General features: G+C 66.6%; 13 protein-coding genes. 11 read left to right on the forward strand and 2 right to left on the reverse strand.

What is annotated here, in order from left to right:
• Positions 1-83: 83 nt before the first annotated feature.
• The 4 genes from ACGFK1_RS12645 to ACGFK1_RS12660 are packed head-to-tail and all read left to right on the forward strand — an operon-like array spanning position 84 to position 5,348.
• Positions 84-2,273, forward strand: coding sequence for a GAF domain-containing protein (locus ACGFK1_RS12645; RefSeq protein ID WP_393428888.1), 2,190 nt, complete (start codon positions 84-86; stop codon positions 2,271-2,273).
• Positions 2,270-2,650 (forward strand): response regulator, encoded by a 381-nt coding sequence (locus tag ACGFK1_RS12650; protein ID WP_393428891.1) that lies wholly within the window; start codon positions 2,270-2,272, stop codon positions 2,648-2,650. Before ACGFK1_RS12645 ends, ACGFK1_RS12650 begins: the two co-directional genes overlap by 4 nt.
• Complete coding sequence (locus ACGFK1_RS12655) at positions 2,650-3,768, forward strand: response regulator (protein ID WP_393428894.1); 1,119 nt, start codon at positions 2,650-2,652, stop codon at positions 3,766-3,768. Before ACGFK1_RS12650 ends, ACGFK1_RS12655 begins: the two co-directional genes overlap by 1 nt.
• The gene (locus tag ACGFK1_RS12660; protein WP_393428897.1) at positions 3,765-5,348 is read left to right on the forward strand and encodes a peptide ligase PGM1-related protein; all 1,584 of its coding nucleotides are present in this window, start codon (positions 3,765-3,767) and stop codon (positions 5,346-5,348) included. The genes ACGFK1_RS12655 and ACGFK1_RS12660 overlap by 4 nt, the downstream gene beginning before the upstream one ends.
• A gap of 10 nt (positions 5,349-5,358) precedes the next feature.
• On the opposite strand, the gene ACGFK1_RS12665 is transcribed toward ACGFK1_RS12660, so the two are convergent.
• Positions 5,359-6,075 (reverse strand): cutinase family protein, encoded by a 717-nt coding sequence (locus ACGFK1_RS12665; RefSeq protein ID WP_393428900.1) that lies wholly within the window; start codon positions 6,073-6,075, stop codon positions 5,359-5,361.
• Between the two features lie 147 nt (positions 6,076-6,222).
• Between ACGFK1_RS12665 and ACGFK1_RS12670 the strand changes: the two genes are divergently transcribed.
• Entirely contained in the window at positions 6,223-6,708 is a 486-nt protein-coding gene (locus tag ACGFK1_RS12670) for a hypothetical protein (RefSeq protein ID WP_393428902.1), read from the forward strand.
• Between the two features lie 15 nt (positions 6,709-6,723).
• Here ACGFK1_RS12670 and ACGFK1_RS12675 read toward each other — a convergent pair whose 3' ends face one another.
• On the reverse strand, positions 6,724-7,377 hold the full coding sequence (locus ACGFK1_RS12675) for a M15 family metallopeptidase (RefSeq protein WP_393428905.1): 654 nt from the start codon (positions 7,375-7,377) through the stop codon (positions 6,724-6,726).
• A gap of 91 nt (positions 7,378-7,468) precedes the next feature.
• On the opposite strand from ACGFK1_RS12675, the gene ACGFK1_RS12680 reads away from it, so the two are divergent.
• From ACGFK1_RS12680 to ACGFK1_RS12705, 6 genes are read left to right on the forward strand one after another with little or no spacing between them, the layout of a single operon-like run.
• Positions 7,469-8,698 (forward strand): cytochrome P450, encoded by a 1,230-nt coding sequence (locus ACGFK1_RS12680; protein ID WP_393428908.1) that lies wholly within the window; start codon positions 7,469-7,471, stop codon positions 8,696-8,698.
• Between the two features lie 55 nt (positions 8,699-8,753).
• A complete protein-coding gene (locus ACGFK1_RS12685; RefSeq protein WP_393428911.1) occupies positions 8,754-9,872 on the forward strand; it encodes an XdhC family protein in 1,119 nt (372 codons plus the stop codon).
• Positions 9,873-9,927: 55 nt separating this feature from the next.
• Positions 9,928-12,252 (forward strand): xanthine dehydrogenase family protein molybdopterin-binding subunit, encoded by a 2,325-nt coding sequence (locus ACGFK1_RS12690; protein WP_393428914.1) that lies wholly within the window; start codon positions 9,928-9,930, stop codon positions 12,250-12,252.
• Positions 12,243-12,872, forward strand: a complete 630-nt coding sequence (locus ACGFK1_RS12695) for an SRPBCC family protein (protein ID WP_393428918.1) — start codon at positions 12,243-12,245, stop codon at positions 12,870-12,872. Before ACGFK1_RS12690 ends, ACGFK1_RS12695 begins: the two co-directional genes overlap by 10 nt.
• Positions 12,869-13,744 (forward strand): FAD binding domain-containing protein, encoded by an 876-nt coding sequence (locus tag ACGFK1_RS12700; RefSeq protein WP_393428921.1) that lies wholly within the window; start codon positions 12,869-12,871, stop codon positions 13,742-13,744. The genes ACGFK1_RS12695 and ACGFK1_RS12700 overlap by 4 nt, the downstream gene beginning before the upstream one ends.
• Positions 13,737-14,210: a (2Fe-2S)-binding protein gene (locus ACGFK1_RS12705; protein ID WP_393428924.1), complete on the forward strand. Its 474-nt coding sequence runs from the start codon at positions 13,737-13,739 to the stop codon at positions 14,208-14,210. The genes ACGFK1_RS12700 and ACGFK1_RS12705 overlap by 8 nt, the downstream gene beginning before the upstream one ends.
• Positions 14,211-14,267: the final 57 nt, after the last annotated feature.

Consider the following 14,267-nt stretch of genomic DNA (forward strand, 5'->3'; position numbering starts at 1 on the left):
GACAGCTGACATAACTGTCACGCCGATTCCGCTGTTAAGCGGGCCGCGGAGGGCCACACTGGGACGATCCGGGGGAGGAATCGGTGGCCGAACGCAGCGAACGCACCACGCGCGTGTCGCGGGCTTCGACGGAGCTGAACCAGGCGTTGCGCGATGCCCGCGAACAGTCCGCGGCCAGTCGCCAGATCCTCGCCGCGCTCGGCCGGGCCGGCGCCGACCCAGGGGCCATCCTCGACACGATCCTCGAGCGCGCCGAGAGCCTCTGCCGCGCCCAGGCCGCCAACCTGTACATCCCCGAAGGCGAGGTGTTCCGGCTGTCGCGCGCGTCGGGCAAGATCCCCGAGGAGTTCCGCAGGTACCTCGCGGACCATCCGCTGGCCAGGAACAGTTCGTCCACGGTCGGTCGTGCGGCCGTGGAGAAGCGCACGGTGCAGATCGCCGACGTGCTCAGCGACGCCAGCTACGGCCGCCCCGATCTGCAGCAGCTGGCGGGCTACCGCACGCTGCTGTCCACCCCGATGATCCTGGAGAACGACGTCGTCGGGGTGCTCTCGATGTGGCGCACGAGCGCCCAGCCGTTCGACCCCCGCGAGTGTGAACTGCTCGAGGAGTTCGCTGTCCAGGGCGCCATCGTGATGCGACAGGTGGCGCTGCTGCGCGAGCTCGGCAGCAAGGTCGCGCAACTCGAGGCGCTGCGCGACGTCGGTGACGCCGTCGGCTCCAGCCTCGATCTCGACGAGGTGCTCGATCGGATCGTCAGCAACGCGGTGCGGCTGACCGGAACCGACGGTGGCTCGATCATGGAATACGACGAATCGAGCAACACCTTCCACGTTCGTGCCACCGCGGGCACCGGCCCGGAGCTGTTGAACAAGTTGCGGGCCATGACAATCGACCGCGATTCGACGCTGGTCGGGCGCGCCGCCACCGCCCACCGAACGCTCGAGGTGCCGGATCTGGCGGTCGTCGAACGCGATCCGCACCTCGAGGCGTTGTTCGGCGACGGCTGGCGGTCGGTGCTCGCGGTTCCTATCGCGCGCGGCGACCGCATTCTTGGCGTACTGGTGATCCGGCGGCGCAGCGTGGGGTCGTTCGGCACTCACGTCGAACTGCTCGAGACATTCGCCGGGCAGTCGGCACTGGCCATCGTCAACGCGCGGCTGTTCGGCGAGCTGCAAACCAAGACCAGAGAACTGGAAGTCGCCAGCCATCACAAATCGGAATTCCTGGCCAGCATGTCGCACGAACTGCGCACTCCACTCAACGCGGTCATCGGTTTCTCGGAGGTGTTGCTGGACCGCATGTTCGGTGAGCTCAACGAGCGCCAGGACGAATACCTACGCGACATCTGGAACTCGGGCAAGCACCTACTGGAACTCCTGAACGAGATACTCGACCTGTCCAAGGTCGAGGCCGGTCAAATGGTGCTTGAGCCAAGCACATTCAGCGTGAGCACCGCGGTGGACTACTGCTTGGCGATGGTCCGTGAACGCGCGGCCCAACACGCCATCACCATCAAGGTCGATATGGCCGACGAGATCAGCACCATCGATGCCGACGAGCGAAAGTTCAAGCAGGTGGTGCTCAACCTGCTGAGCAACGCCGTCAAGTTCACCCCCGACGGCGGATGTGTGTCGCTACGCGCCTACCGCGAACAAGACGACCTCGAGGTCACGGTGACCGATACCGGCATCGGCGTACCGGTCGAGGACCAGGAGCGAATTTTCGAGTCGTTCCAGCAGGGCCGCACGGGGTCACCGAAGGAGGAGGGCACGGGTTTGGGCTTGACGCTGTCCCGGCGGTTCGTCTGGCTGTGGGGCGGACGCATGTGGCTGGAAAGCACCCCCGGCGAGGGCGCCACGTTCGGGTTTTCGATGCCGCGTGTGTTGCATCGTGGCGCGCCCGCGCCAGAACACCTGCCCGCCATCCTGCTCGTCGACGACGACCGCGCCTCACTCGACTTGAGTTCGGCCTACCTCGACGGGTCGCTGACGAGGGTGCTGCGGGCCAGGGACGGTATCGAGGCGCTCGCGATGGCGCGCGAGGAACTGCCTGCGGCCGTCGTGCTCGAGATCGGACTGCCGCGCCGCGACGGCTGGCAAGTGCTCACCGAACTCAAGGAGGATCCCGCCACCGCGGGCATCCCGGTGGTGATCGCCACGGACGTCGACGATCGAACTCGTGGTCTGGCGCTGGGCGCAGATGTGTACCTACGCAAGCCGATTGGCCGTGAGGAACTGATGGCGGCCCTCACCAAGGTGGGTGCGCTGTGACGCCGCGGCGCATCCTCGTCGTCGAGGACAATCCGCTGAACCTCAAGCTGGTTCGCGATGTGCTGAGTTTTGCCGGTTTCGACGTCGTCGAGGCGCAATCGGGCGAGGAGGGGCTGCGTATCGCCAGGGAAACTCCCCCCGATCTGGTGTTGATGGATCTACAACTGCCAGGCATCGACGGCACCGAGACACTGCGCAGGCTGCGGCGGGACACGCTCGCCCCACACGTTCCGGTCGTCGCCGTGACAGCACTGGCGATGACAGAAGACAAGGAGCGCGCAGCACAAGCAGGCTTCGACGGGTACGTCGAGAAGCCCATCAGCGTGCGCGCGCTGCCCGGCCAAATCGAAGCCTTCCTCCGTGGGCGGGCGGACTGATGGACCTCGCCGCGACCGTGTTGGCTGTCGACGACCAACCCACCAACCTCAAACTCCTCGACGCGGTGCTCACCCCACGCGGGCACCGGGTGCTGACCGCACAGTCCGGTGCCAAGGCACTGGCGCTGCTCGAGACCGAAGACATCGACGTCGTGCTGCTCGACATCCTGATGCCGGAGATGGACGGCTACGAAGTCTGCCGCCGTGTCCGGGCAACGCCTGCAACGGAATTCCTGCCCGTGGTGATGATCACCGCCAGCGGCAGCGAGCAACGGTTGGCGGCGCTGGAGGCGGGTGCCGACGACTTCGTCACCAAACCATTCGACAAGAGCGAACTGCTCGCCCGGGTGGCGTCGCTGGCTCGCATCAAGCGGTACCACGACACCATCCGGCGCCAGCGCGCCGAACTCGCCGAATGGAATGCCGAACTGGAATCCCGTGTCGCACAACAGGTCCACGAGCTGGAGCGGACCAATCGGTTGCGCCGCTTCCTGTCCCCGCAACTCGCCGACCTCGTCGTCGGCGACGAGACGCTGTTGGCCAGCCACCGCCGCGAAATCGTGGTGCTGTTCACCGATCTGAGGAATTTCACCCCGTTCGCCGAGACCAGCGAACCCGAGGAAGTGATGGGTGCGCTCGCCGAATATCACCACGCGATCGGAGAAAGGGTGCATGCGTACGGTGGCACGCTCGAACGATTCACCGGCGACGGCGTGATGGTGTTCTTCAACGATCCGATCTCCTACGACGACTCCGCGGAGCGCGCGGTCCGAATGGCACTCGAGATCCGCGACTCCATCCACGACCACGCCGCCCGCTGGCGCCGGTACGGCTTCGACTTGTCGCTGGGAATCGGTATTGCACAAGGCTTTGCGACACTCGGCAAGATCGGATTCGAAGGCCGGTTCGACTACGCGGCCATCGGCAGCGTCACCAACCTGGCTGCCCGGCTGTGCTCGGACGCCCTTCCCTGGCAGGTGCGGGTCACCGACCGGGTGCTGGCGGCCACCGAACACGTCGCCGTCGCGGAGATGGTCGGCGACATCCAGCCCAAGGGCTTCAGTCGCTCGGTGCGCGTACACAACATCAGTGCGCTCAAACAACAGGGGGAACCATGACACAACTGGACGCGCCGGCGCGGGCAGGTCGACGGCTGTCACAGCTCGATGAGCAGGAGCGCTATCGCCGCTTCGAAGAATTGCAGCGGTCGATGCCCGCTGTCTGGGAGTCCATGCGGCTGGACATGGAGAACGAATCGGTGGTCGTTGTCCCGTCGATCAGCATCGAACGCACGACCCCGGGCAGCGGCACCGTGATGCAGGCGATGGAGGAACGCGCGCTGTTCCTGTTGCTGCTGCTTCGCCAGCCGCGGTTGCAGATGATCTACGTGACCTCGCAGCCCATTTCGGAGTCGATCATCGAGTACTACCTCGGTCTGCTGCCCGGCGTGATTCCCAGCCATGCCCGCTCCCGGCTCACACTGGTCCCGGTCGGCGACGCCTCACCAAGTCCGCTGAGTTCGAAATTGCTTGCAAGACCGCGGCTTCTGCGCGAGATCCGGGCGCTGATACCCAACCCTGCCCGCAGTCATCTCATCCCGTACAACACGACTGCGCTCGAACGGGACGTGACACTGAGCCTTCGGATACCGATGTATGGCGCTGATCCGCGGTTGGAGGACCTCGGCAGCAAGACCGGCTGCCGCAGGATGTTCGAGGAACTGGGCGTGCGGTGCCCGGTCGGGGCGGAAGACCTTCACACGGTCGACGACATCGTCGCCGGTGTGCAGAGTATGCGCGCCCGTCGCCCGTCGCTGCACCAGGCGATCGTGAAGCTCAACGAGGGCGTTTCGGGTGCGGGCAACGCGATGGTGGATCTGAGCGACCTGCCCGCCCCCGACTCACCTGACGAGGCCGCCACCATCCGCGACCGTCTGTTGCACATGCAGCCAGAAGCCGAAGGCCTGGCCGTCGAGGTGTATTTGGCCGCCTTCGAGAAGCACGGCGGCATCGTCGAGGAACGCATCACCGGAGAGGCGCTGACCAGCCCCAGTGTTCAGATGCGGGCACTGCCCGACGGCAGCGTCGAATTGTTGTCCACCCACGATCAGCTGCTCGGCGGCGCCAGCGGCCAGAAGTACCTCGGCTGCGTGTTCCCCGCGAATCCGGACTACGCCGCGGCCATCGCCGAGCCTGCCATGGTCATCGGCAGACGCCTCGCAGAGCTCGGCGCCCTCGGCAGGTTCGCGGTGGATTTCGTTGTCGTGCAGGACAACACCGGCGCATGGACGCCGTATGCGATCGAGCTGAATCTTCGTAAGGGCGGCACCACACATCCGTTCCTCACGCTGCAGTTCCTCACCGACGGTAGCTATGACGGCGAGCGTGGCGTCTTTCTCACCCCGAGCGGCAGCAGCAAGTATCTGGTCGCCACGGACCACTTCGAGGACGACCGCCTCAAGGCACTGACGGTGCGCGAACTGTTCGACGTCGTGGTCCGACACGGCCTGCATTTCGATCAGGCCCGCCGAACAGGCGTGGTGTTCCACATGATCAGCTGCCTGACCGAATGCGGTCGCGTCGGCCTGACGGCGGTGGGCGACAGCCCCGAAGACGCCTGGCGGATCTACGAAAAGGCACAGGCCGTCGTCCTCGAGGAAGCCGAGCAGGCACTCGAGGAAGGCTGCGTCATCGATTGATCCGGCTGACCTACAGCCGATTCGCGGCGAAGTCCGCGGCCTGGTTGACCATGCCGTTGAAGCCGTACGACGCGTGCGCCACGGTAGGTCCGCCCAGCGGTGCGCCGTTGCAGATGGTGTCCCCGTCCGCGCACAGGTCGATGGTCTTGGGCACATACAGCGGGCCGATGACGACGGTCGGCGCGCCCGCGTCGCGAAGCCATTGATCCGAGGGCTTGCCGAACAAGACCACCGCGGCGACGTGGTTGGCCACCTCAGGCGGCATCGGAGGCGGGACGAACGCGGCAGGTACACCCTCGGGGACGACGGCGGAGGTGGTGAAGCCCGCCACCGCCGCGCCCTGCGAGAACCCGCCGAGCACGATTCTGGTGTTCGGGCAGTTGGCCGCCGTCGCTTCGACGTGGTTGGCGGCGTCCCTGATGCCTTCGACCACCGTCGCGGCGAACTCGACGCCGGCGTTGAAATCGCTGCTGGCCGGGTAGTTGACCGGGTACACCGCCAGCGATCGGTCGCCGACCCGGGCACGCAGTGCGTCGACGAATGCCTGACCGACGCCGCCGACACCAGGCGGCTCACTGGTCCCTCTCGCGAATACCGCCTCGACATCGGGACATGGCTCGGCAGAAGCGCCGGGGGCGGGCCCGCTCAGCACGGCCGCCGCCGCCGTGATCGCTACGACGGCAGCGCGAAGGGCATGAAACGGATGAACGATTCGGTGACTGGTCATTGCAGATCTCCAGTACCCAGTTGGTGGCCTCTGGCAAACACGATGAAGCTGGAGGTCATGGCGGATTCTCAACCAACCACAATGGTGGCATCTACCCACCTATGATGCATCCGTGGTCACCGTCGGCGATGGAACGGGTTCGGTCCAGTGCGAAGGACAGTAATCGCCGCGGCCGTGGTGTCAGTGTCGATGGTCTCGGCTCCCGTGGCGCCGGTCGCAGCGGCGGATCCGGCCGAGCCGCAAGACAGTGCGCCGTGTGGGTCGGACTTGACGAGCGTGATGACCTGGCCGTCGGACGACCAGACGCCGCTGGTGTGCGCCGACGGTCGATGGCAGACCGTGACATCTCCCCCGCCGCCCAATGACCGGTGGTTGAGTTTCGGGCCCGCGATGACCCTGCACGGTCAAGGCCTGCGCGACCCGAGCGTCAGGTCGGGCGCTTGGACAGCAACCCCGCTCGACGCATCCACCCGATGCCGCGCCGAGCAGCGAGCGGTTGTGCAAGCCGGAGTCGTCGGTGCCCCGCAGGTCACGGAAAGTCAACCCGGGCAGACACTTTCGTTTCACATGCTGCCCCAGCTCTACTCGATCGAGATGAGCGGGTACTGCTTGTGGACGCTGGTCCGCGAATGAGCTCGATCGAATCACCTAATCGACCGGCACATTGAGAATTGGGCGCTTCTCGTACGCCCCGCTGGTGTCGAAATGCCACCACTCACCCTTGTAGACCGTCAGCCCACCCGCCTGCATCGCGTCGCGCAAGCGTGCGCGGTTGGCCTGTGCGGCGGCGCTCACGCCGTCGGTCGCGTAGGCGAGTGCTCGCGGCGTGAAATCGTCGAAATCGGTACCCATGTCCACCGGGCCTGTCGAGTTTGCGATCGTCACATCTATAGACCGGCCGGTTTCGTGGCTTTGCGAATACGGGCCTGGTCGGGCGACCCAGTTCGGATCGGGCACCGCCTCGAACATCCGCACCTGAACGTCATGCGGCCGATAGCAGTCCCAGAAGTGCAGCACTTCACCTGCGGGTCGCAGCACTGCGGCGGCGGCGGCCAGCCCCTGCGCCATCGACTCGTGCACCAGGCATCGCGCGTCCCCGGGGTACAACGGCACACCGACGAAGTTGTCGGGCGTCGCATACCGGAGATCGACGATCGCGTCGGGCACGATCGAATGGACGTCGACCAGCCCTGCGGCCTGCGCGGCGTCCGAAACCGCCGGCACCGGCGCCGCCGCCGCGAGCCCGGGAACAGCCCCGATGGCGCCGGTGATTGCCAGCAGAACCAAACCACGTACGCGCAATGCGGACTCCTCCCAAAAGCAGGTAGGTACCTACGCTATCGGTCCCTTCGGCACGGCCAGACCATGAAGGCATCCCGACGAGGAGGCCACCGTGAGCGTCGTCAGCGTCACCTGCCCAACCGTTTTCGAAGCAGACCTACCGACCGTTTCCTACGAGGACGCGTCGACTCCCAGCGCCGTGCACGCCGCCCTCAAGGAGGCGCGCGAACAGTTCCCCATCGCGATGGGCGCCCATGGGCCCGAGATCTTGAGCTATGAACTGGCGCATACCGCGCTTCGCGATCACCGACTGGCGCCACCGCCGGGGCTGGGTCTGGAAGCCCAAGGCATCACCTCAGGCCCATTGTGGGACCGGGTCACCGCGACACTGCTGAGCGTCAACGGTGACGACCACGCCCGCATGCGACGACTGATGTGTAAGGCGTTCAGTCCGCGTGCGGTGGCACGGCTTGATACGACGATCGTCGACATCATCACGCAGCTGACCGACCCGCTGATCGCAGAAGGCCGTTGCGATGTCGTCGCGGATGTCGCACGGCCGTACCCGATTCCGGTCATCTGTGAGCTACTCGGCGCGCCAAAGCAGGACTGGCAGCTGTTCTCCGTGTGGGCGGACGAATTCTTCAAGACGTTCACCTTCAGGGCGGCCGAGCACCAGCCCGACATCCTGAAGGCGTGGGGCGAGCTCGACGATTACGTCGACGACATGGTCGCCCAGCGCCGCGGGTCGCCCACGGACGACCTGATCTCGGAACTGATCCGGGCCGAGGACGACGGCGACCGGCTGAGCATGGCCGAACTGCGGATGCTGGCGGGCGGTCTGCTCATGGCAGGCACCGACACCACCCGGAACCAGGTGGCCGCCGCCGTCGACGTCCTGTGTGATCACCCGGAGCAGTGGCAGCTGCTCGCCGACCATCCCGAGATCGCGATGCAGGCGGTCGAGGAGCTGATGCGCTTCTACCCCGTGACGATCGGGGTCATGCGGATGACCATCGAAGACGTCGAGTACGAAGGCGTGACGATCCCGGCGAACACTTTCCTCCTGGTCAACACCGCCGCCGCGAACCGCGACCCCAACATCTACGACGATCCGGATCGTCTCGACATCACCCGTGAGGGGGCTGCCCCGATGCAGTCTTTCGGAGCAGGTGCGCACTACTGCCTTGGCGCGAACCTGGCCAGGCGCGAGGTGGCCGAAGCGCTGCGGGTGCTGTCGCGGCGCATGCGCAATATGCGTCGCAGCGGACCGGCGCCGTGGAAGCCGATGGTGGGCATCACCGGACCGGCGTCGCTTCCTGTCGCATTCGACGCGGCCTGACGCATCGCTGAGCACTCGCACAGTGAAGCCGGGTTTCCGGCATAGACTTTCCAGCGTGCGAGACGTACTCGACGAACTGCTGACGGTGTGGCGTGCCGGCGGCACGGCGGGTGTCGCGACGGTCGTCCGGACGATCAAATCCGCGCCGCGCCCGCCTGGTGCCACCATGGTCGTCGCTCCCGACGGCGCGGTCACGGGTTCGGTGTCCGGCGGGTGCGTCGAGGCCGCCGTCTACGAACTCGCCAACGAGGTGGTGGCCACCGGCAGACCCGAACTGCATCGCTACGGCATCTCCGACGACGACGCGTTCGCGGTCGGGCTGACATGCGGCGGGATCATCGACATCTTTGCAGAGCCGGTGTCCCGCAACACTTTTCCACAGCTCCAGACGATCGCTGACGACATCGGAGCCCGCCGCCCGACGGCCGTCGCCACCGTGATCGCCCACCCGGACCCCAGCTGGCTGGGGCGACGACTGGTGATCGGATCGGACGCCGTCGAGGGATCGCTGGGCTCTGAACGCGCTGACGACGCCGTGGCCGACGACGCCAGGGGCCTGCTCGCCGCCGGCCGCACCGCGGTGTTGTCCTACGGGCCCGATGGCCAGCGCCAGGAGGCGGGCATGGAGGTGTTCGTCGCCAGCCACGCGCCGTCACCGCGGATGCTGATCTTCGGTGCCATCGACTTCGCGTCGGCGCTCGCGCGCCAGGGCGCCTTCCTCGGCTATCGCGTCACCGTGTGCGACGCCAGACCGGTGTTCGCGACCCCTGCCCGCTTCCCGCACGCCCACGAGGTGGTCGTCGACTGGCCGGACCGCTACCTGCGCGGGCAAGCCGAGCAGGGCGCAATCGACGCCAGGACCGCGATCTGCGTGCTGACCCACGACCCCAAGTTCGACGTGCCCGTGCTGCAGGTGGCGGTGCAACTGCCCGAGGTCGACTACATCGGCGTGATGGGTTCGCGCCGGACCCATCAGGATCGGATGGCCCGACTGCGCGAGGTCGGGCTGACCGACAGCGAACTCAGCCGGTTGTCCAGCCCGATCGGCCTCGACCTGGGCGCGCGAACCCCCGAGGAGACCGCGGTGTCGATCGCCGCGGAGATCATCGCCCGCCGCTGGGGCGGCGGCGGCAAGCCATTGACCGAGGTCGGCGGCCGTATCCATCACGATTGATTAGATGAGACAACGAGGGTGGAAATGTCGCTCTCAAATACGATAACGTGATTCCGTGACGGAAACGGTTGCCCCCCGCTACGCAGGCGCCCGAGTTCCCCGCGTTGAAGACAACCGCCTGTTGACCGGCCGCGGAACGTTCGTCGACGACATCAGCAGGCCCGGCATGCTGCACGCCTGTTTCGTGCGCAGCCCCTTCGCTCGCGCGAAACTCAACGGCATCGACGCCTCCGCGGCGCTGGCGCTGCCCGGCGTACGCGCGGTCTTCACGGCCGAGGACCTCAATCCGGAGGTCAAAGAGGCGTGGCACGCCGTCGCGGGCAAGGACATCGCGGATACGCCGAGGCCGCCGCTGGCCGAAGGCGAAGCGAAGTTCGTCGGCGACCCGGTGGCCCTGGTGGTGGCGGAGAGCCGCTATATCGCCGAGGACGCCGTCGAACTGGTGGAGGTCGACTACGAACCACTGCCCGCGATCGCCGACTTCACGCGGGCCGTTGGCTCCGATGTCGTCGTGCATGAGGCCTATCCCGACAACGTGGCGGGCGGGCTCGGCGGGGCGCCGCCGGACGAGGAGACGTTCACCTCGGCCGCACACGTCGCGGAAGCCAATGTCTATCAACAGATTTACGCGCCGGTGCCGATGGAGACCCGCGGCATGGTCGTCGAGTGGGAAGCGTCGTCGGAGGAACTGACGGTGTGGGCGTCCACCCAGACGCCACACGAGTTGCGGGCGTTCGCCGCGCGGTTGCTCGGCATCCCGGCCCAGCGCGTGCGGGTGATCATGCGCGACACCGGCGGGGGCTTCGGCCAAAAGGTCGTGCCGATGCGCGAGGACATGTGCATCCTGCTGGCCGCCCGCAAGGTGCCGTTCGCGCTGAAGTGGATCGAAGACCGGCGTGAGAACTTGATGTCGGCCGGTCAGGCTCGCCACGTCGACGGCAAGGCGCGCATGGCTTTTGACGACGAGGGCAAGATCCTGGCCGCCGACATCGACTTCACCTACGACATCGGTGCGTATCCGACGCCGTATCCGGTGCTGACCACCGCCGCGGTCGGCATGTTCTTTCCCGGCCCGTACCGGGTGCCGAAGGCCAGCTTCAACTACAAGACGGTGTTCTCCAACACCGCGGGCCTCGCGGCGTATCGCGGGCCGTGGCAGTACGAGACACTGACCCGCGAGATCCTTCTCGACATCGCCGCGCGCAAGATGGAGATGGATCCGGTCGAGTTGAGGCGGCGCAACATCCTGCGCGGCGACGAGATGCCGTACTTCAATCCGAACGGCATGCCATACGACCATGTCGCGCCGGCCGACACCTTCGAGCAGGCGGTGAAAATCCTTGACCACGAAGGGTTCCGCCGCGAGCAACAGGAGGCACTGGCGCAGGGCCGCTACATCGGGCTTGGTTTCTCGGCGTACATCGAACCCACCGGCGCGGCCACCGGGCATCTCGCCACCGAGGGCGCGACCATCCGGATGGAACCGACGGGCAAGATCAACGTCTACGTGAACGGCGGCTCGACCGGGAACAGCATCGAGACCACCGTCGTGCAATTGACCGCCGACGCTCTCGGCGCCGAGATCGACGACCTGTCCACCATCCAGGGCGACACCGCGGTGACGCCGTACGGTGCGGGCACCCAGGGCAGCCGGTCGGGCCCGATGACGGCGGGCGCCATCAACGAGGCGGGCACAATTCTGCGCAAGCAGATCGTCGCGATGGCCGCGGCCAGGCTCGGGGTCGACGAGGACGCAATCGAACTCGGCGGGTCGCGCGCATCCGTGCGCGACGATGACTCGCAAAGCGTGACCTTCGGTGAGCTGGCGTACCGCGCGTATTACGAACCGCAACAGCTGCCAGCGGGGATGTCGGCGACGCTGGAGGCAACCGCGCGCTTCACCTCCCAGGCGCCGATCCACTGGGCCAACGCCACCCACGCCTGCACCTGCGAAGTGGACATCGAGACCGGGCACGTCACGCTGACGCGCTACATCGTCAGCGAGGATGTCGGGGCGATGATCAACCCCAACGTGGTCGAGGGCCAGATCGCGGGCGGAACCGTGCAGGGCATCGGCGGCGCGCTGCTGGAAGACATGGTTTACGACGCAGACGGAAACCCGTTGTCCTCGACGTTTGTCGACTACCTCGTGCCGACGGCCACCGAGGTGCCACCAATCGAGTTCGGGCACATCGAGATTCCGGGCCCCGGCGTTGGCGGCTACAAGGGCGTCGGCGAGGGCGGAGCCATCGGGGCGACGCCTGCGGTGATCAACGCGATCAACGACGCATTGGCCCCCCTCGGTGTGACGCTGACCCGCCTTCCCGCTAGTCCGTCAGCCATCGTCTCGCTCATCGAGGAGTCTCAAAAGTGGAGCTGAACAACGAATTTCGGGTCGGGGTACCCGCGGCGCAGACGTGGGAGGTGCTGACCGATGTCGAGCGCGTCGCGCCGTGCCTTCCCGGCGCGACCCTGCTGTCGGTCGACGGAGATCAGTTCACCGGCGCGGTCAAGGTGAAGGTCGGCCCGATCACCGTGTCGTACAAGGGGCAAGCGGCGTTCCTCGAGAAGGACGCCGCAGCGCAGCGTGTGGTGCTCAAGGCCAACGGCAAGGAGACGAGGGGCAACGGCAACGCGGCCGCGGTCGTCACGGCCCAACTCAAGGACGAAGGCGACGCCACCAGCGTGGTGATCACCACCGACCTCACCATCTCAGGTAAGGCGGCACAGTTCGGCCGCGGCGTGCTCGGCGAGGTCGCGGGAAACCTGATCGCGCAGTTCGCCAAGGCGCTGGAGGCCGACATCCTCGGCGGAGCGGTGCCGGTCACCAGCGCGCCAACGGCGGAAACTGTCACCGCCGCAAGTCAACCCGCCGCGGGCGATTCCGTCGACCTGTTGAAGGTGGTCGCGCTGCCGATGGCCAAGCGGTTCGCACCGGTCATCGCGGCGCTGGCGGCGGGCGGTGCCATCGGCTTCCTCTTGGGTAGGTGGCGACGGTGAAGGCTGCCGCGTTCGCCTATCACCGGCCCAGCGCAGTCGACGAGGCTGTCGATCTACTCGCCGAATACGGCGACGACGCGAAGATTTTGGCCGGCGGCCAGAGCCTGGTGCCGATGCTCGCGATGCGTCTGACGCATTTCGACAACTTGATCGACATTTCGCGGATCGACGATCTTGTCGGAATCCAGTTGCAGGACAGCGAAATCCGGATCGGGGCCGCGACACCTCACGTGTTCGTCGGGATGGACGACGAGGTCGCGGACTCGGTCCCGTTGTTGACGCTCGCGACGCCGTATATCGGCCACTTTCAGATCCGGAATCGTGGCACGCTCGGCGGTGCCATCGCGCATGCCGATCCCGCCGCGGAGTACGCCGCGGTGGCGCTGGCGCTGGATGCGCGGATGGAAACGGTATCGCCGCGGGGGAAGCGTGAGATTGCGGCCACATCGTTCTTCACCGGGCTGTGGGAGAACTCGATGGCGTCCGATGAAATCCTCACGGCTGTACGGTTCCCGGTGTGGGGTGCGCGGTCGGGCTTCGCGGTGGAGGAATTCGCGCGCAGGCACGGCGATTTCGCGATTGCGGGCGCGGCGGTCGCCGTTGAACTCGACGATGACTTGCGGGTCAGTCGCTGCGGTATAGGGCTTTTGGGCCTCGGTTCGACGCCGCTATGCGGTTCGCCCGCAGAAGAAGCAGTGCTCGGACGGCCGGTCGACGACGTCACCCCGGACGAGGTGGGGCGGCTGGCGATCAGTGCACTGCGGGACATCCCGGCGGATCTGCAGGGCTCGGCCGGCTATCGGGCCAAGGTGGGGGCGACCATGGTGGCCCGCGCATGGGAGAAAGCGACCGCGGAGGCAAGCGATGCATGAGTGGCCGGTGGAGATGACCGTGAACGGACAGCCGACCGAGGCGACCCTGGAGCCGCGGCTGACGCTGGCCGACTATCTGCGTGAGCGGTGTGGGCTCACCGGGACCCATCTGGGCTGCGAACACGGTGCCTGCGGCGCATGCACCGTGCTGGTCGACGGACAGGCGACGCGGTCCTGCCTGATGTTCGCGGTGCAGGCCGACGGATGCGAGGTGACCACGGTGGAGGGCATCGCGTCCGATGATGGCGAACTGTCCCCCGTGCAAGCCGCGATGCGCGAGTGCCACGGCCTTCAATGCGGGTTCTGCACGCCGGGGTTCGTCATGTCGATCACCGCGCTGCTGCGTGATAACCCGGCGCCGACGGATGAGGAGATCCGTGAGGGCTTGTCCGGCAACTTCTGCCGGTGCACGGGCTACCAGGGCATCGTGAAAGCAGTTCACCGCGCTGCGGAAATGCAAGCCTGACTAACTGACCCCTAGGCAGAGTTTCTTTTGCTGGCGTACGCTGCCCGTTGGCCGGGG

The organism is Mycobacterium sp. NPDC048908 (assembly GCF_043197955.1).
GTDB lineage: Bacteria > Actinomycetota > Actinomycetes > Mycobacteriales > Mycobacteriaceae > Mycobacterium.